The 18,387-nt window shown below is 40.8% G+C and carries 14 protein-coding genes; 4 read left to right on the forward strand and 10 right to left on the reverse strand.

Going from position 1 to position 18,387, the window contains the following annotated elements; all coding sequences use genetic code 11:
* The first annotated feature begins 78 nt into the window (after window positions 1-78).
* The 4 genes from secG to EHO59_RS12805 are packed head-to-tail and all read left to right on the forward strand — an operon-like array spanning window position 79 to window position 3,280.
* Window positions 79-465 carry a preprotein translocase subunit SecG gene (secG, locus tag EHO59_RS12790; protein ID WP_135588659.1) on the forward strand — a complete coding sequence of 129 codons (387 nt, stop codon included), beginning with the start codon at window positions 79-81 and terminating at the stop codon, window positions 463-465.
* Window positions 395-1,156, forward strand: coding sequence for an endostatin-like outer membrane lipoprotein LenA (lenA, locus tag EHO59_RS12795; protein WP_246052892.1), 762 nt, complete (start codon window positions 395-397; stop codon window positions 1,154-1,156). The genes secG and lenA overlap by 71 nt, the downstream gene beginning before the upstream one ends.
* Before the next feature lie 5 nt (window positions 1,157-1,161).
* Window positions 1,162-2,286, forward strand: coding sequence for an LIC_12097 family sensor histidine kinase (locus EHO59_RS12800; protein WP_135588661.1), 1,125 nt, complete (start codon window positions 1,162-1,164; stop codon window positions 2,284-2,286).
* 1 nt (window position 2,287) lies between these two features.
* Window positions 2,288-3,280, forward strand: a complete 993-nt coding sequence (locus EHO59_RS12805) for a response regulator transcription factor (protein WP_135588663.1) — start codon at window positions 2,288-2,290, stop codon at window positions 3,278-3,280.
* On the opposite strand, the gene EHO59_RS12810 is transcribed toward EHO59_RS12805, so the two are convergent.
* The 10 genes from EHO59_RS12810 to EHO59_RS12855 form a co-directional block, all read right to left on the reverse strand.
* Complete coding sequence (locus EHO59_RS12810; protein WP_135588665.1) at window positions 3,268-3,576, reverse strand: DUF1016 N-terminal domain-containing protein; 309 nt, start codon at window positions 3,574-3,576, stop codon at window positions 3,268-3,270. The two genes, EHO59_RS12805 and EHO59_RS12810, sit on opposite strands and share 13 nt — an antisense overlap.
* A 556-nt stretch (window positions 3,577-4,132) precedes the next feature.
* Window positions 4,133-4,819: a hypothetical protein gene (locus tag EHO59_RS12815; RefSeq protein ID WP_135588667.1), complete on the reverse strand. Its 687-nt coding sequence runs from the start codon at window positions 4,817-4,819 to the stop codon at window positions 4,133-4,135.
* A 24-nt stretch (window positions 4,820-4,843) separates the two neighbouring features.
* Window positions 4,844-7,357, reverse strand: coding sequence for a polymorphic toxin-type HINT domain-containing protein (locus EHO59_RS12820; protein ID WP_135588669.1), 2,514 nt, complete (start codon window positions 7,355-7,357; stop codon window positions 4,844-4,846).
* A gap of 388 nt (window positions 7,358-7,745) precedes the next feature.
* Window positions 7,746-8,555, reverse strand: a complete 810-nt coding sequence (locus tag EHO59_RS12825) for an NADase-type glycan-binding domain-containing protein (RefSeq protein WP_135588671.1) — start codon at window positions 8,553-8,555, stop codon at window positions 7,746-7,748.
* A complete protein-coding gene (locus EHO59_RS12830; RefSeq protein WP_135588673.1) occupies window positions 8,552-9,544 on the reverse strand; it encodes a DUF1016 N-terminal domain-containing protein in 993 nt (330 codons plus the stop codon). The genes EHO59_RS12825 and EHO59_RS12830 overlap by 4 nt, the downstream gene beginning before the upstream one ends.
* A 120-nt stretch (window positions 9,545-9,664) precedes the next feature.
* Window positions 9,665-10,114: a hypothetical protein gene (locus EHO59_RS12835; protein WP_135588675.1), complete on the reverse strand. Its 450-nt coding sequence runs from the start codon at window positions 10,112-10,114 to the stop codon at window positions 9,665-9,667.
* 308 nt (window positions 10,115-10,422) lie between these two features.
* On the reverse strand, window positions 10,423-11,067 hold the full coding sequence (locus tag EHO59_RS12840; RefSeq protein WP_135588677.1) for a hypothetical protein: 645 nt from the start codon (window positions 11,065-11,067) through the stop codon (window positions 10,423-10,425).
* A 392-nt stretch (window positions 11,068-11,459) separates the two neighbouring features.
* Complete coding sequence (locus EHO59_RS12845; protein WP_135588679.1) at window positions 11,460-12,122, reverse strand: hypothetical protein; 663 nt, start codon at window positions 12,120-12,122, stop codon at window positions 11,460-11,462.
* 11 nt (window positions 12,123-12,133) lie between these two features.
* The gene (locus tag EHO59_RS18300) at window positions 12,134-16,990 is read right to left on the reverse strand and encodes a polymorphic toxin-type HINT domain-containing protein (RefSeq protein ID WP_135588681.1); all 4,857 of its coding nucleotides are present in this window, start codon (window positions 16,988-16,990) and stop codon (window positions 12,134-12,136) included.
* Window positions 16,991-17,379: 389 nt separating this feature from the next.
* On the reverse strand, window positions 17,380-18,372 hold the full coding sequence (locus EHO59_RS12855; protein WP_135588683.1) for a DUF1016 N-terminal domain-containing protein: 993 nt from the start codon (window positions 18,370-18,372) through the stop codon (window positions 17,380-17,382).
* Window positions 18,373-18,387: the final 15 nt, after the last annotated feature.

An 18,387-nucleotide genomic window follows, 5' to 3' on the forward strand; every position in this document is an offset into this window, starting at 1 on the left:
TAGGCCCAAGCCATAATTTGGACGAACGGCGGGATCTTTCCGCTTATACAGAAGTTTTTTTACTTAGGAATCGACCTCATGGGATTTATCACCGGAACCATTCTAGTTCTTTTCGTTTTCGTTAGCCTTTTTCTGATCCTTCTCGTCATGATCCAAACCGGAAAAGGCGGAATGGGAGGAGTCTTGGGCGGAGGTGCAAGCCAATCCGTTTTCGGTTCTTCTACTGCGGACGTTTTGACCAAGGCAACCCGAGTAGCTGGGCTTCTTTTTTTGGCGCTTTCCTTGATTCTTTCTTTCCTTTTTGCTAAGACTAGCGGATACAATACTGCCCCAGCTCCGGAAATTCTTCCGCCTCCGGCAGTAGAAGGAGCACAGGAACCCCAAGGAGGGACAAATGCCCCACCGGCAAATACAGCGCCTGCAGCCGCTCCAGCAACTTCTCCCGCAGGCCAACCTAAGCCTTAATTTTTCTGTTCACAAGCACGTTAAGACAGTCTTTCGGGCTGTCTTAACTCTTCTCATCTTCTTTTCCTTTCCAATCTTCTCCCAAGACAAAGAAGCTGCAAAGACGCAAAGCTCTTCTACCCAAATACTGAACCAAAGGATCTTAAAGGCCTATGAGAGCCTGGGCGTAGCCAGAGAGCTTTTGAAATTCGAAAGAATGGAGGCCCTTCCCATCGGAACTCTTGTAACCTGGGTGGGAACATTTCCGAATCGAAAGGGAGTCAAGATCACTAAGTTTTCCGTGACCCAATCTTCCACTCCGGGGGGAATAGAGAAGGCGGAGGAGAAGTCCATTCTTCTGGAATTCAACGGATCCACTCTGTCTAAGGTGATCTCTGAGATTAAGACCGCCAATTATTCTGCAGAAGATACCATACTCATCCGAATGACCGACAATACTCCTCTCGACAATAACGTGGACGACCTTTTGATCTATGCGGATCGGAATGGAAAGGAGGCAGAATATCCTCTCAACTATCTCCCAGATGAGGGAGTGAATCGGGACAGATCCGAATTTAAGAAGGAATTTTACTTAAAACTAATTGAGGATTTTTTCGTTCATGTTCTCAGGCTCCAAGAAATGCAGGCCCAACATTCCTCCAAAAACCAAAAAAAATTACTGCAAAGTTATAAAGAATCCCTAGAATATTGATTCGGATGTCATCCCTAATGGAAAACCTCCACGAGAGAGCGGAGGAACTCCAGGCCATTCTCGACGGTATTACGGAGCCCCTGGTTTTGATCGACCCGGGCTTCCGGGTCCGACGTGTCAATCGAGCCACTTTGGAGTTCTCTGAGGAACCTGAATTTCCTTCCGTTCTTGGGAGAAAATGCTACGAGGTCTTATACAACCGGACCGCTATCTGTCCATACTGTCCAATGAAGGACCACCATGAAAATGAGGCGGACTTCGACGCGCAGTTCGAAGGAAAGGGAGAGATCGGAAGAGAGATCTTTCACGTAGCAAACGATCAAAAGGAAACTTTATATCTTGATTTCTTTCCGATCCGAAAAGACGGAAGCGTGGTTTCCGTAGTGGAAAAGATCAGCAATATTACTAGGCTTAAGGAAAAAGAAGAAGAGAACCTTCGCATTCGTAACCTTGCTTCCCTCGGGATTTTCATCTCGGGAGTCGCTCACGAATTGAACAATCCACTGACAGGGATGAGCCTTACCCTGCAAAACCTAATGAACAATCTATCCAGTATGGATCCTGAATTCTTCAAGAAACGATTGGAGATGATCAAAGAAGATCTAACCCGAGCGGCCATGATCGTTCTAGACGTGATCAGTTTTGCTAAGCCTGATAAACTAGTCACTACCACTGCAGACATTCATGAAACTATAATGAAAGCAAAAGACTCCGTAACTTGGGTGTATCCGGTTCTTTCAAAGAACACAGAATGGGAGATCCTGAGCGAACCCGGAATGACTTTCCAATTCAATCCAGTTAAAATGGAGAGATTATTCATAAATCTTTTCAAGAATTCTCTGCAGGCATACGATTACGGAGAAGGAAAGATCAGAGTAGAAGTGAGACGCACTCGTAATATGATGCATATCATTGTAGAAGATACTGCGGGCGGGATCCCGGAAGATATGTTGGATAAGATCTTCTCCCCCTTCTTCTCAAAAAACAAATCGGGAGTGGGAACTGGTCTCGGCCTTTCCATCTGTCACTCAATCGTGAGAGAGCATAGCGGAGAATTGACTGTGCGTTCCTTCGATCGCAAGACCAGATTCAAGATCTCTCTGCCTTTAGTCCAACCCAAAGGGGCCTAACTTGTCCAAGCATAGGATCTTAGTCGTAGAAGATATTCACTCCATTCGGGAGGCGGTCAAAGATATATTGGTGCAGCAATACCAAGTCTTTGATGCTGAAAATTACGATGAAGCGGTCAAAATCCTAGACACAGAACATATTGATCTAGTGATCACTGATATTCGAATGCCTGGTAAATCCGGCTTGGACCTGATCAAGACCATTCAGAAGGAACATCCTCAGGTCCAGTATTCCTTGATGACCGCGTATAATATCAACGACTATATCAACTTCGCTTATCAACATGATATCTGGAATATTATTCCTAAGTATTCATTCTTAGATATCAATTTGATCACTGTGATGGTGAAGAAGCTCCTCTTAAAGGATATCTTCGGTGTAGAAAAATACTTCAGCTCTGGCTTTCAACTCACGGAAGAAAGCGGAGAAGGCTTTTCTGTGCCTCCCGAAAACGGAGTTGTCTTTCGCAAGATCAGCTCGGACAAAGAAAGAAATCATTTCTGCAATCGGATCGGAGCCTTTCTAATCGAGAAAGGTGCTCCAAATGCAGTGCATCAGATTTTAGAAGAACTCACTTCGAATGCAATGATACGTGCGCCTAGAGATTCTAAGGGAAATTCTAAATACCAATACGAACTACCATCTAGGGACTTGCTCGTTCCATTGGAACATATACAACTTGCAGATACCGATTATTTTGAAATAGGTTACGGGATCGCGGAGAATTCGTATATCATAGTAGTCAGAGATCATTTCGGTTCTTTGAATAAGAAAGAGATCTTGAAACGATTGGACAGACATATCACTGTCGAAGGTCCTACAGGGCTTCCTTCGGGGCTTGCAGATTCTCACGGGCGAGGTCTTTATATTTGCAGAGAGATCTCCGATCAATTGATCTTTAATATTGAAAAAGACAGAAGGACCGAGATCATCGCGCTGTTAGACAAGCAGACGAATAAGGGATACAAGTCTCTTTCTATCTATGAGGTTTGATTAAAGTTTAGCTTAGATTCTCCATATACTTCATAGAATCTTTTTGCATAGAACAGCATTCGTTCCGAGAAGCCATGTTTGAGCTTCTTTTTGAGTTGGATTGAGAGAACTTTTATCCAGCTACCTTTAGTCTTTTCAGCGGTATTAAGGCCTTTCTCTACTTGATTGAGAAGCTTTCCAAGCTCTCGGTTAGCTTGTAAAATATATGAATTCTTTCCAAGTGCGGTATCCTTTCCCAATTTCTCATAAAGCTTTATTATTTTACTCGAAAGTTGGGCTAGATCCTTCTTGTCCATAATGCACTTCTACAATGTCTCATCGGCGCATTGGGGTGAAATTTTCAGAGCATAAAAAGAAGGTGAATATTTCTAATCTTTAGATATGAAATTCTGAAGTACGTAATAAACCAATTGGAGAATTGGCAATGCAGCCAATGAATAGAATGCGAGTTGAATCAAGCCTTTACGCCTAATAGCCCCTTTGAGCGTGCGAAAGAATAAGGCATTCTCTTCGTTACTAAGAAAATCTCGGTTATCAGTCTTTCCGAGAAGCAATTTATCCGGATCCTTAATAGAGCGGGACCAATTCTCTTCTAAGTAGTAATGTACAATTTGGCTGCAAAGCACACATTCTCGTAGATGACGCTCGTGCAATAGGTCAAGTTTCTTGCCATTTGCGCTCTGTAATACGCCTGACCAATAAGAAACTTCACCAAGATTTTGTCTGCATACCGGTAACGAGGGAGAATTTGCATCTGAAAGAAACCGACTTTCCACCGCGAATTTCTTATAATTAGCTGTGCTATACTTCACTTTTCCTGGAGACACTTTCAATTACCAAGATTGAGTTTAATTATGGGTTGTAACGCTCATCCCACAAAATTGAATCAAAATACTGATCCATCTTAAGCCTCGCTTCATTTGTTAACGTAAAGGTATATTTTCCATTTATTTTGTACATTTCAGTGTAACTTGCGTAAGAATTAAGCGAATCTCGGTCAAAAAAATATAGCATGAATTCCGGTATAATATGACCTTCACCATCCTTAATATAATTTGGAATGATTAGAATGTCCACTTTACCATCTAAAAATTTTTGCCTATTCTGAAACATCTTACAGAATTTGACAAACGACTTCTCACTGCAATTTTTTACATCCTGCGCCCAGGCGGCATAAATATCCTTTTTAGATACATTCCCATTTCGCTTAGCGTAATTTTCACTGATTATTTGCTCAAAATCCCAATCCAAAAAAAGAGCATAAATACCTTTATAATTTTCGCTAACGAAATCTTTCCTCATAGTGTGAACTACTGGAAGAAAGTTTTCCTTAATCTCTTTTTCTATATCAGCAAATTTCAAATTTATAAAATCAGAAAATGAGTCTTTTTTATATAGAAAGACATTATCCTCTATCCTGATAGATTTGGAAAAAATAAGATCGTATCCTTTTTTGGTCGGCCCTTTTGCGTCCAATTTTGCAGTTACCATAATCAATAAACACACCCCTAAAACTAATGAATAACTAACCCGAATCATCCATATCTCCTAAATAAATTCATTCTATTTTTTACCAAGGACTCTTCGATTAAAATAAGTCTGGTGAAGATAATACCTTCCTGTTTCTGGATCGTAGTGATAAAGGAACGGGTTTGTGGTGTCCGGCTTTTTCATCGTATATATCTCAAAGTGACCATGGGGTCCAGTAGAATAACCTGTTGACCCGACTGGACCAATATTCTCGCCCTTTCTAATCTTTCCGTCTTTATATTTTGAATAATCGATTTTATCATAAATATGCTTAGCCGTAAAGAAATACTCTTGTCCATTAATAACCGCAGATGAAGTAACTGAATTACCGTTTGAGTGAATACCTCCTTGTTTTGCTTCTTCCGTAAGCAATTCAAAGGTGAGTTTGTCATTCTCATTGATTTGATTGTGGCGATCTAAGTCTGCCTGAGTAATTTCCTTTAATTTGATTACACTAACCTTAGTAACGGGGTTCGTTTCTGTCGTGATTTTCATGAAGGTATAGGAGCCATTATCGGTGCGCTTACCTTGAACCATTCCGACGTTATGCTGTTTAGTCACAGTGGTATTATCTTTTTGAACGACGTCTATATCTACGTAGAGACTTCTACCGCTAGTAATCGATTTCTCAATGACCTTGAAATCAAGGTCATATGGATTGACAAATACATCACCGGAACGATCCGTTCCTTTATGATCTGCACCGCCGGTTAACAGACGTTTCTTTTGAAATTCAGAGGTAATTGATCCACCGCCTCCTTTTGTGAACGGAATATCATCCACAGAATGCAAATATGCTTTCTCTTCTTTCGTTAATTTAATGGATGCAATTCCAACTTCGTGCGTCAGGTGATTTATCTCGATTCTCGCTGGGATTTCGTCTCCCATGAAATCATCACGTTCTACTTTAACAGACCCAGGATTCTTCTTAGCATATTCCAAGAAATCCTTTAAACTCATCTTATCGACTGTTCTTGCTGCCATTTCGTCTGCAGTAACAACTTTTGTCTTAATAGGTTTCCCAGTCTTACTATCAATCATATAATCAGGGACAAAGCTCTTTACCTTCGTGTCCCCTCCAATCGCGTCCGAATGATCTTCATCAAATGTTCGAGTCTTAATATTTGACAACCCGCTAATCATTTTATCAAAGTCAACCTTGCCGTTATGATCTACAAACTCTGGCGCTTCGCGTTGCTTATCACTTTCACTCTTATTGAAATTGCTTTCCTCTTCCTCTTCTTTATGCTTAGTAGCCTCATAACCAGCTGCTTCTACGTTCTGCTTGGTCCTCTCCTTAGCATCATTCTTTCTATCCTGCTCAGGATCATTCTCTCTTGGTTCTTTAGCAGCTACACTAACGCCATCCTTAACCTTCGGATCTTCTACGTGGCGATTGCGTCCTTCAGGACTTTCAATCGCAGTTTTAGACCCAGCCAAATAAGTCTGCATTTCTTCTTTAGATCTCGCGATCTCCTTAGAAACCGCTGACTCGTTCGCTGAGATCTTCTGACTTCTCTCTTCTATACGTGCCGACGTCTCAGATATTGCTCGCTGTGCACCCGCTACTTCGCCTGAACCCTTAACGTTATACGCTGACTCTAATACAAAGCCCTTCCATCTCTCCTGGGCTATACGATTGCCGCTAAAACCTTCCTGAAAACCTACCTGACCCTGACGGAAACCGGATCTTACAAGCGCATCGTTCGTCAAACCACCGTTTACAAACTTGTCTATCGCTTGCATCTGATCCCTATTGAAACCTTCACCACCATTCGAACCTTTTAATGCAGCACGAATCTCTTTGATTCCTGGGATATGATCTGCCTCCGAACTACGAATCGCACGAAGGAACATATTATTATTATTCTTAGCTAAATCGACCTTCAGTTTAGCCTTATTTTGCTCTTTTTGAAGCTCGTTTCTCTCTGTATCTAAGTGTCTACTCTCAGATTCATAAGCGCTTAGGCGTTTGATTGTCTCCGTTACCTTGCCAACGTATTCCGGATCGTGTTGTAGTGATTCTTTATCGGATAAACCACTTCTTAATTCTTCTACTGCCGATCTAACTGCTCCAACAATTCCACCCACATCTTGCGCATAATTATGCACTACAACTCCATGCTCTCCCACCAGATACGCATGTGTGTCCTCTACTTCTATATTGTATACCTTCGTCGTCTCTACATTGTAGTAGTGCACTCCTGTCACCGGGACCGTGCTGCCATCATGTAGTAGTACGAGATCCCCTATTTGGAGATCCATCACCTTCACCCAGGCTTTCTTCCCTACTACCCAGATCGGGTGGTTCCAGGTCGTATGGATCACTTCTTCTCCGTCTAGTTCTAGATCGAATAGCTGTGGTACTTCATGGACGAACTGCTCTGTGACTTTCTTCTCTACGAAGCTTCCTGTCTTCTCGTCCCACGAGCGTACGATCTCTCCAATCTGGATGGTTTCTATGGATTTGAGGCCGTCTTTCGTCCAGACCGGTGTTCCTGCTGTGAAGCACACCGACACTGTCCACACTCCGTCTTTGATCGACATCAGGCCTGTGTCTTCGAAGCCGAAGCTTCTTTTGATACTTATGGGCGCCTCCTCGCTTGCGCAAGGACCGGGCTACTTCGGGTTCGCTATTCGCTCATCCCTACGCTACTCTTTATTCAAACAAAACCCCTTACTTAAAAAGCTTGGGACTAAAGCCCGCCGTATCCCTGGCGCGATTTGTAAAAGAGAACTTATTTCTTCTCTAACCTCAATCCCTCTTAGTTAGAAAATCGTTGTTAAAGAGCTTAACACTTCACTGCACAATTGTGCAGTTGACCCCATTACTACGAAAGGCCCGAACAAATCCGTAGATTGAACGAGCCTCTTACTAAATTAGGATGTTTTAAGGATATATGTCAAATTGCTTTCGAAGCAATTTCTGGAATATTCATTCCTTCATTACAAAGCTTTTATAAGATCCCTCTGGCTCCAAATTACCAATCTCAGCAATGCAGGCATGGTCCTTTACTTTTTTTCCTTCAATCACAGATACAATTTCAATCGCAACTAATGCAAAATTTTGTCCAAACTTCGATGACTTATCCTTATCTGCATCTCTCAATAGCTCCTTATATCTATCTATTTTAATCTCCTGATAACCAGGCTCAGAACTAAGCTTTATTGATTGACTGCTAAAATAATAAGCCGAGCTTAAAATTGCGGCACCATTCTGCGAGATTCCGATTTTCGTCGGTAGTAAGTAATGAATAATAATCTCTGAGGGGCGCGAATATGCTTCAAATTTCTCCCTTCGATCTTGAACGCCGGGCAAAATGTAAAAATGATCCTTCTTAAGATCAATATAGCCCATTAGAACTTCACCTATACCTTTGCCAGACCCACCCGCACACCACATTGTCCCCGACAACAAATCTTGGGCTTTATAAGCGTTAAAACGACAAGTATCTTCAGCCCATTCATCGTATTTTGGCCCACTCTTTGCAGGAGCGGTCTTATTCACGTTAAACCCGGGACGATCAGGCCAATATGAACTCGCCCAAGTTAATCCAAATGCTGGTTTACCATGACCTGCTGTGTAAAAACTACCTGAAATCTTTGGAGCATCTTGCTTACTAAGGTTTCGTAAGGGAGTGTTGCTCTCCTGAGAAAAACAATCTACTGACTGCTCAACCTGAGAAAAAGCAGGAAACGCAACAACGCCTAAGCTATATATTATAAGCACTTTAAATATATTCATTCCTCTTCCTCGACTGAACTTCCAAGTTCCTGGTTTAGAAAGATACCAAACTTCATAATTGTCCCAAGATCATCTGCCTTGTTCGGAGAATAAAGAACATCCCCTACGTATCTACCGTAGATATCTTTACCTTTGCTCTTCACTATTACACTCCTACCTTTCGGAAGTTTCTTTTCTAACAAATGGAACAAGCTCTCCCCTTCTTTCGTACCAAGCTCTGCTGCCCATACTTTATGTAGTCGGATTCTCTGTCTCGAGGTTAGATTAAAACCAAGGTTCAGTTGTATGATGATAGTATCTCCATCTACAACTCTCTCTACTTCACCGGAATAGATATACAGGCTGGCTTTCTCGGAATCTATCTTGGTAAAGACGGTTTTGCTGTTCTTCTCAGAAGCTTCCACTAAAGTATTCTCTTTAAATTTAGTTTTGTTTCCTAAACTCAAATAGCAATAGAACCCTAAGTCAAGACTCAGTTGTCCAGAGGTTGTTTTCACGATCTTGTAATGATTTAACTTCCCTGTTGGGCGATCCCATCTAGGCGTTCTACCTTGATACAGTTCTCCCGATTCCCTTAGTCGAAGAACTAGTTCTTCTAAAGTCCAATTGTTTTGGATTGTTTCTGTTTCTAATGTTTTGCGGAGTTTAGCATCTTCTATTCCAGAAAGTATTCGGTAATAGCTCCAATTTAGGTCCTGGTTTAGTTTGGATTCTCCATATACTTCGTAGAATCTCTTAGCATAGAAAAGCATTCGTTCTGAGAAGCCACGTTTGAGTTTCTTCTTGAGTTGGATTGAGAGAACTTTTATCCAGCTACCTTTAGTTCTCTCAACTGGATTTAAGCCTTTCTCTACTTGGTTGAGTAGCTTTCCAAGTTCTCGATTAGCTTGTAATATATATGAATTCTTTCCAAGCGCTGTGTCTTTTCCCAGCTTCTCGTAGAGCTTTATAATCTTATTCGAAAGTTGAGTTAGATCCTTCTTGTCCATATCAAAAAGCATTCTTTGCCGGAAACGACCATTAAGGAGAGGCTAAAATAAAAAACTCCTCAGAAAACGGAGGAGTTTTTAACGAAAAAAGGATATTATGCAAGAGTAATTTTCTAACTATTAACGCCCTCGCCGACAAGCCTTTACCTTTTTTTCATCCACCTCATTCACTTTTGCATCAAACGGAGTAAAGTGAAGATATTTTAGTGTATTATTAACACTTAAAATAAGAACGTAAGAATCAGTTCCACATTCTTCTAAGCCTTCTATCTTATCAAACTTGTCCCTATCTGAATCCAAGATGGGCGCATATATCTGCATAAAAGGTAAGACGTCCTTTCCCTTCTTCGCTCCAAAATAATAAAAATAGCCACCAAAAATCCCCTTAGAACGCTTTAGAATTAAGTAGGACAGCTTCTCTCCAGATACCAATGAAGTGTTTGATTCTTTAGAAACATATTCGATTGTATCTTTTATCTGAGAAATTGTAAGTATGAGGTTACCAAGATATAGAGTTGCTCCCAAAAGAACCAATACCAAAGCAATTAAAATGGGGTTTGATTGTTTCATAGAATATTCGATTTCCTAATGCAGAGATTTATTTTAATTTCCGAGCCGAGACTTCGTCATACATTGATGGCCTCTTCTTTCTTGTAGCCGGATCGAACTTCTCACTTGCAATTTGAAACGAGAAAAATCTCTTTAGAAAATACATATTGAGATTATATACTCGACTTTAAAATCAATTTTCTTGCTATTAAACGGATTTTCAAGTGGAGAAGCAAAAGGCAACATCTCTCAAGCCTTTTGAGCAATGTTGCCTTCTTATCTAAACCAGATATTTATTTCTGAAAACTTAACTCGAATAAATGATTTTACTATCGTAAATTTTTGTAGCCGGGAGGTTTACAGTCCGGCCACTTGCGGTCTCTGGAATTTCCAGATTGTGTACAATCAGAAATTTCTCTTTCCATTTCACAATCTTCAATTGTTTCTATTTTCTTCACGTAAAACGATGCTTGTTTTTTCGTACCGTATGGGCGATCTTCTCTCCCAACGTAATCGGCCGTTGAATCAAGTTCATCATCTGGAAAAAAAAATTTAATCAAGACATCTCGTGGCCACGCGTTTACGTAACTCCTTTCATTAAAGAAAAACCCTTTTAATATAGTTTCTCCAAGATAAGCCAAAGCAAACGAATTATTTCCATTTATAGCGTATTGAAGCGTAAGTATCCGATTAGATTCGAGATCTTTCATCTTAATAATTTTTTCAATAGAGTTAACTTCAACACAAGAACTAATATTATTTACTCCTAACTTTTTACTTAGAAATTTCGATTGAGTAAAACTATATATCCCTTTTATTGAAGGATCTGCAGGATTTAGCAATATAGGTGGCGAATTTTTTTCCACACTTACAGGCGCCTTACCATCAACCCCTACATTTTTCTTTTCACCCGACTCACTATCTCTGCAAAATAGAATGCATATTACTACCGACACTAAGAGAAAATATTTCATTTCTTTTTCCTCGCTTCAATTGGGTTAAAATAAATTTTAAATACCTGCGTTGAACTATCGAACGGTATCTTGGCTCCGTAGTCTGCTCTGCCAGATCGACCGCCAGTATGGTTTAAATTAATCCATCCGACAGGAGTCTTTTGCTATTCGCAATAATGATTTGGAGTGGGCATCCCTACCCTCATCACCTATGCATATCAGGAACCTGCCCATAGCCATTTGTATCATTATAAACCTGAATAACTTGACTTATCGAAAAAGGAAATGAATACTATTTTCCTTCTCATCCCTCCAAGATTACAAAGCGTAAGCTTCTTGGAGGGATAATGCCATATTTATTCTTGGAAGAATGACATTTAATATATGACAGTCTTTGAATTAGGGCACTCAAATTATCTTTTCAGATTATTGTAGCCAGGAGGGCGGCAGTCTTTCCAAGGGCGATTCCTTTCATCACTTTCCCAGCAACCAGCAATAGCGCGTTCCATTTCACAGTCGATTACGGTATCTATACTCTTAACATGTAACGGATATGGTTTTTCGAATTTTGAACCCGTTGAGTTACCTTGATCATACCTAATTAAAGGATTTATCTTTTCGCTTGGTGAAAAAAATTTCACATGAATCCCTTTTAGAATGTTACGCTCTAGGATAAAGATTCCTTTAAAGATTTCCTGATTTTCAAAAACGACCTGAAAAGAAGTTTCGTCAATAGGCTTTAAGTTTAAAAAGTAAATTGTGTCCTGATTTTCAAATTTGATTTTCAGTTTACCGCCACTGGGGTCAATCTCTGCACAAATCGCTCCTTTACTTTCACTCCTTAATTTTGGGGCCCAAGTTTCCGAAAAAGAAATATCGTATACACCTTTTATAGAGGGATCTTTGAAATTTAGTATTTGAGGCTCTTTTGATTCAGATTTTTTTGTTTCCGCATTAAGAACACCTACACCGTTCTCTACTTCTTGACTGCTTTTCTCCGAATTACACCCATCTTGGCACGAGAAAGAAAATGATAAAAAAGCGAGACTCAAAACTAAATTCTTAAATAGCTTCAACTTACATAACCTCAATAATAAATTTTATATACTTTCGTCCGAGAATTGAACGGAATAATTTCCTTATATTTTGCCCCACCAGAAGCACCACCAGTATGATTGTAATTAACCCAACCATAGTCCGTTTTCAGCCAGAGGCAGAAGTGATTCGCTCCGGGATTTCCATTCGTATCATCGTAAACCTGTATAGTCTTACCAACTGGAAATTCACGCAATTTATCTTGCAAGCTATCTAATGGTATTGGATTTACAATTCCTCTCAGTTCGCCTGAATTAACATCTAAACGAACCCCTCCAAAGTCATTCGAGCCTTCAGTCTCCATACCCCAAGATTTTGAATATCCGGGAGTATGGCCCAAATCAACTACCGGGGCACCTTGGCTAAAACCTAAGTCTCCACTAATACCCTTATACGTATACCATTCAACAAAGCTAGCTTTGGTAACTTTCCCATCAACTGCTTGGAGGTAATTCGCGTAAGTTCGACAAATTTCGGCTGCCGCACTACTACCTAATTCCGGACTCCATCCAAATCGAATAAATTCTTCAAACTTTTTATAATTCTCCAATCTTTGTGCCCGATCTGGAGCATCATGCGGAATCATAGGTTTTAAATCACCATTACGATACGCTTTTTGTAACAATTCAATTGCTACAGTTAATTGAATGGCCGTTCCACCAACCCTATCTTGGGCACCAGCCTCAACACTATTCAAACGTTCCATGAATTCCTCTCTCGACTCACCAGGAGTTTGAGAAATGTCTGCTAAAGCACGAGTAGCAATTTTAATCCATTCCTCTTTAGGAATTTGGCTTTGTCGAGAAGTGTTCCGATTATTTGCAAGATCTCGGACTATTTCATGGATTTCCTTCATCTTTGCCCTATACCATGGCTCGCCAGCCTTGAAGCCTAAAACCGCCTGCGCCTTCATGCTTACATCGCGCATTAGAAGATCAGTATCTTGTCCAGAACTTCCAAATTCTTTCGGCTCCTTGTTAAACTTAGCAAAATCTCCAGTATATCTACCATCCTTATCTCTGGATTCGTAACCTAACTTAGTATAGGAAATTTTAGTAGATTCGTAAAGCTTATCGACTTCTTTAATTAGTTTCGATTGTTCTTTGAAAGGCTCCGCCAACAAATTATCCCTTTCCCGCGCAGTAAGAACTTTTCCATTTTCATCTGGCCTTTTGCTAGCCTCTGTAATCTCGTTAATCCTCTGCTTTAGATTGAAAAGTTGCCTTTCCATAATTTTCATAGAAGTAATATCATTTTGAGCTAGTCTTCTTTCTCTTAGAGCAGATTCAGAGTTATTTTCACTCCAAAGCTTAGAGATCGTATCCGTCATTATATTGCTAGCTTTTGCCTTCCGTATCCATTCGTTAGCCATTGCTTCTTTCATCTTAGGATAATCAGGACTAATCTCTTCACCTTTAGGCGTAATGAGTGATACTACAGCATCCTTTCCAGGCTCAAGAACAGTCTTTTCGAAATGACCAAAATTCTCCATAGAAAGCCTTTCCTTTACGCCATGAGAATTGGTTCTCTCATACACGATGCTTCCATCTTTCTCCACTGTCTTATAGTAAGAGTGCTCTCCCACTTTTATGACATCATACTTCGGATCCTTACTTCCGTATCGCATAGCTTCGATCGCATTTGATGATAGATCAGATTTTTCAGTCGCTTTTCCTAAATCGAAAGCCGACTTATTGTTATCCGCAATTCGTTCTCGATCTTCCGCACTTACTTTAGTTACACCATCAGGCTTCAAATATGCAGATTTGCCATCTTGCGAAGTAAGCTCTAAGAGACCTTCCCCGCGAATAGCCAGACTTTCTTTGGAACCGTTATCAAGAATGCGTTCAAATACAACCTTACCGCTCTCGTCAAAGGTTTTGTAGTATGCATGATCTCCAATGCGAATCGCGTCTGTATTGTGATTTGCAGGATCATTTAACTCGGATACCGTTTTGCCACTCAATGGCCCTTGTGAATCCTTCGTTAATTTAGAAACTTCTAAAGCGGATTTATTTCCATCCGCAAGGGCCAATCTTCTCTGAGACGATACCTCTGAACCATCTGGAGTTAGGTAGGTAACCTTTTCGCTCTTATTCCAACCAAATAAACCGGACTCCGTTGGTGTAGTAAGTTCGAAGACTCCTTCACCTCTGACGACTAAATGTTCCTTATCTCCGTTTGCCTTGATTCGCTCGTAGACAACCTTACCATTCTCATCTACCGCTTTATAGTAAGCATTTTTACCGATCCGAAGAACACTATTTTTATCACTGTTCGGGTTGTTTAGATCAGCCATATCCTTTTGAGATAAAGGTTCTTCAGCTTTCTTACTGAATTTAGCAATATCAACTGCTTCCTTGTTTCCGTCTGCAATCTCTAAACGACGCTCTGGAGAAACCCGCTCTCCATTTGGTTTCAAGAAGATAGTCTCTTCTGTCTTACCAAAGATTCCAAATGGACCAACATCTCTAAGAGAAGTTTTTTCAATAAGACCTTCACTGCGAACGGCTACCTTCTCTTTAGAGCCATTCTCGAGAGTTCTTTCGAAACTCACCCTTCCTTCTGGATCCACAGATTTATAATATGCCTCGCTACCAAGTCGAATCACCTCATTCTTCTTGGAGTTCGGATTGTTAAGCTCTGCTGTCTCTTTTGCCGCAAACGGTTCCGAGAAATCCTTTGCAAAAGAAGCCACATCAACTGCTGACGGGTTTTTATCGGCTATAGCAAGCCTTTCACTCTCTGAAACCCGTTCTCCATTCGGACGCAGCAGATCTTTGGTTCCGTTCGCATTTGTGCGTTCAATTAAGCCAAGCTTAGTCAAACGGACAGACTCTTTCTCTCCATTTATACCAGTCGACTCGAACCGGACATTATTCCCATCCGCTACCTTAGTATACAGCTTGTTGTCTAATTTTAAAGTGTCGTATTTCTTGTCCGAACCATTAAATGCATCGACCTTATCCGAAGGTATTGTATCCGGCAATTTCTTTGTCTTACTATCAGCCAGTGAGGAAAGTTCGAACCCTTTCGCCTTGGCAGTACGAGCGTTCAAAACTTCCTGAGTATTGGCTCTTTCCCCATTCGGTTTAAAGATCTGAGGTAGACCATCCGGTCCTTTCTTCTCATAATATCCGTCTGAAGTAACTGTTAAACGATCCGACTCGGAAGTGCTTCCGACTTTCTGGAAAACCACCTGCCCATTCTTACCGTCATCGATTAAGGTCTTAACATAAGTATCTTTGTTAAATTTGACTACATCTGTCTTTCTATCTTGAATATTATTCAAAGAACTGACTTCTTGTGCTGGGATTGTATCTAAGATAGTTTTCTCAGATCCTTTTACTCTTGTAGCAGCTTCAAATCCCTTAGACTGCTCGAATTTAATATCTCTTAATTGTTCTGGTGTAACCGGATCCTGGCCATTAGGTCTTAGTAATGTTACCTTACCGTCGTCTCCAACTTTTCTAAGTAAACCGTTTTCTGTGATAGTTACGGTCTCCTTACCACCATTCAGGCCCGTTCTTTCGAATACTACGCCGCTGCCATCATCCTTGAAAGTTCTTTTGTAAGTTAAACCGTCAATTTTAACGTTGTCATACTTTGTATTTTTGGGATCACTTAGCTCTTTAATTGACTTTTCGGATAAAGTTTCCGCTGCCTTCTTAGAATTACCCACAAGCGAAAGCTCTGGGCCTTTCTTACCTGCATCAGCAATCTTCTCTCTTCCTTCAGGTGTAACTTCATCACGACCATTCGGCTTCAGTAATTTCTCAGGAAGTGTTTCTCCTCCCGAGGTCACCACAGTTTTTCGTAATAAGCCGTCTGATGTGATTGAGATACTTTCCTTACGACCATTCACGTTCCGTTCATAGGTCACTTTGTTATCTGCCAAGACGCGATCGTAAGCAAGACCATCAACCTTGATCGAGGTTAGCTTCTTATTAGTCGGATCTGTTAACTCTTTAACTCGTCTTTCAGGCAACGCATCCAGCGGTGCCCCCTTGCCATTCTTTGTATATTCGGCGAGGTCCGTTCCCGATTTCACCATATCATTGAATCTATCAGTGATGAGTGTGACCATTCTAGGAGGAATTACTGCTCCGTTTGCCGCTAAATGATCCACTTCTGGTGTTGGTGTGCTCTTATATAAACCCCAAAGTTTAGGCTCTTGGTGACCTATTGTGGTTCGTTTGATCATTCCTTCTGGAGTTACTTGGAGTACCACTTTATCTCCATTAGTTAGGCGAGTCTCATACGTCACGTGACCCTTGCCATCTACTACCTTATCGTAGGTTCGACCATCCATTGTAAATTTATCAAACTTTGGATCATTATTCGCAGTTGTTAAACCGCTTATATCTTTCGATGGAAGTAATTCAGCAGTTCGATCCACAATATAATTATGCACTACAACTCCATGCTCTCCAACCAGATACGCATGTGTGTCCTCTACTTCTATATTGTATACCTTCGTCGTCTCTATATTATAGTAGTGGACTCCTGTGACCGGGACCGTGCTGCCATCATGTAACAGTACGAGATCCCCTACCTGAAGGTCCATTACCTTCACCCAGGCTTTCTTTCCTACTACCCAGAACGGGTGGTTCCAAGTCGTATGGATCACTTCTTCTCCGTCTAGCTCCAGATCGAATAGCTGTGGTACTTCATGGACGAATTGCTCTGTGACTTTCTTTTCTACGAAGCTTCCCGTCTTCTCATCCCAGGAGTGTACTACTTCGCCGATTTGTACGGATTCAATTGGCCTTAAGCCCTCTTTCGTCCACACCGGTGTTCCTGCTGTGAAGCACACCGACACTGTCCACACTCCGTCCTTGATCGACATCAGTCCTGTGTCTTCGAAACCGAACGTTCTTTTGATACTTATGGGCGCCTCCTTACTTACGCAAGGACCGGGCTACTACGGGTTCGCTATTCGCTCATCCCTACGCTACTCTTTATTCAAACAAAACCCCTTACTTAAAAAGCTCGGGACTAAAGCCCTGCGTATCCCTGGCGCGATTTGTTAAATGAGCATCTGTTTTTTATCTAACCCGGATCTCTCTTAGTTAGTAAATCGTTGTTAAAGAACTTAAACCTTCACTGCACAATTGTGCAGTTGACCCTATTACTACGAAAGGCCCGAACCAATCCGTAGATTGAACGAGCCTCTTACTAAATTATGATGTTTTAAGGATATATGTCAAATTGCTTTCATAATCTTTTTAGGAATATTTATTCCTCTTCCTCAACTGAACTACCAAGTTCCTGGTTTAGAAAGATACCCTTCTCTAATATAGATAATATACCATCTCCTTTATTCGGAGAATAGAGAACATCCCCTACATATCTACCGTAGATATCCTTACCTTTACTCTTCACTATTACACTCCGGCCTTTTGGAAGTTTCTTTTCTAACAAATGGAACAAGCTCTCCCCTTCTTTCGTACCAAGCTCTGCTGCCCATACTTTATGTAGTCGGATTCTCTGTCTCGAGGTTAGATTAAAACCAAGGTTCAGTTGTATGATGATAGTATCTCCATCTACAACTCTCTCTACTTCACCGGAATAGATATACAGGCTGGCTTTCTCGGAATCTATCTTGGTAAAGACGGTTTTGCTGTTCTTCTCAGAAGCTTCCACTAAAGTATTCTCTTTAAATTTAGTTTTGTTTCCTAAACTCAAATAGCAATAGAACCCTAAGTCAAGACTCAGTTGTCCAGAGGTTGTTTTCACGATCTTATAGTGATTTAACTTCCCTGTTGGGCGATCCCATCTAGGCGTTCTGCCTTGATATAATTCCCCCGATTCCCTTAGTCGAAGAACTAGTTCTTCTAAAGTCCAATTGTTTTGGATCGTTTCTGTTTCTAATGTTTTACGGAGTTTAGCATCTTCTATTCCTGAGAGTATCCTGTAATAGCTCCAATTTAGGTCCTGGTTTAGTTTGGATTCCCCATATACTTCGTAGAATCTCTTAGCATAGAACAGCATTCGCTCAGAGAATCCACGTTTGAGTTTCTTCTTGAGTTGGGTTGAGAGAACTTTTATCCAGCTACCTTTCGTTCTCTCAGCGGGATTTAAGCCTTTCTCTACTTGGTTGAGTAGCTTTCCAAGTTCTCGATTTGCTTGTAGTATATATGAATTCTTTCCAAGTGCCGTATCTTTTCCCAATTTCTCGTAGAGCTTTATGATCTTATTCGAAAGTTGAGTTACATCCTTCTTGTCCATAATACACGTCTATCA

It is taken from the genome of Leptospira semungkisensis (assembly GCF_004770055.1).
Taxonomy (GTDB): Bacteria; Spirochaetota; Leptospiria; order Leptospirales; family Leptospiraceae; genus Leptospira_B; species Leptospira_B semungkisensis.

Coding starts and splice junctions, on each gene's coding strand:
- secG (WP_135588659.1), top strand. CDS start 79: ATGGGATTTATCACCGGAACCATTCTAGTTCTTTTCGTTTTCGTTAGC.
- lenA (WP_246052892.1), top strand. CDS start 395: ATGCCCCACCGGCAAATACAGCGCCTGCAGCCGCTCCAGCAACTTCTC.
- EHO59_RS12800 (WP_135588661.1), top strand. CDS start 1,162: ATGTCATCCCTAATGGAAAACCTCCACGAGAGAGCGGAGGAACTCCAG.
- EHO59_RS12810 (WP_135588665.1), bottom strand. CDS start 3,576: ATGGACAAGAAGGATCTAGCCCAACTTTCGAGTAAAATAATAAAGCTT.
- EHO59_RS12815 (WP_135588667.1), bottom strand. CDS start 4,819: ATGATTCGGGTTAGTTATTCATTAGTTTTAGGGGTGTGTTTATTGATT.
- EHO59_RS12820 (WP_135588669.1), bottom strand. CDS start 7,357: ATGTCGATCAAAGACGGAGTGTGGACAGTGTCGGTGTGCTTCACAGCA.
- EHO59_RS12825 (WP_135588671.1), bottom strand. CDS start 8,555: ATGAATATATTTAAAGTGCTTATAATATATAGCTTAGGCGTTGTTGCG.
- EHO59_RS12830 (WP_135588673.1), bottom strand. CDS start 9,544: ATGGACAAGAAGGATCTAACTCAACTTTCGAATAAGATTATAAAGCTC.
- EHO59_RS12835 (WP_135588675.1), bottom strand. CDS start 10,114: ATGAAACAATCAAACCCCATTTTAATTGCTTTGGTATTGGTTCTTTTG.
- EHO59_RS12840 (WP_135588677.1), bottom strand. CDS start 11,067: ATGAAATATTTTCTCTTAGTGTCGGTAGTAATATGCATTCTATTTTGC.
- EHO59_RS18300 (WP_135588681.1), bottom strand. CDS start 16,990: ATGTCGATCAAGGACGGAGTGTGGACAGTGTCGGTGTGCTTCACAGCA.
- EHO59_RS12855 (WP_135588683.1), bottom strand. CDS start 18,372: ATGGACAAGAAGGATGTAACTCAACTTTCGAATAAGATCATAAAGCTC.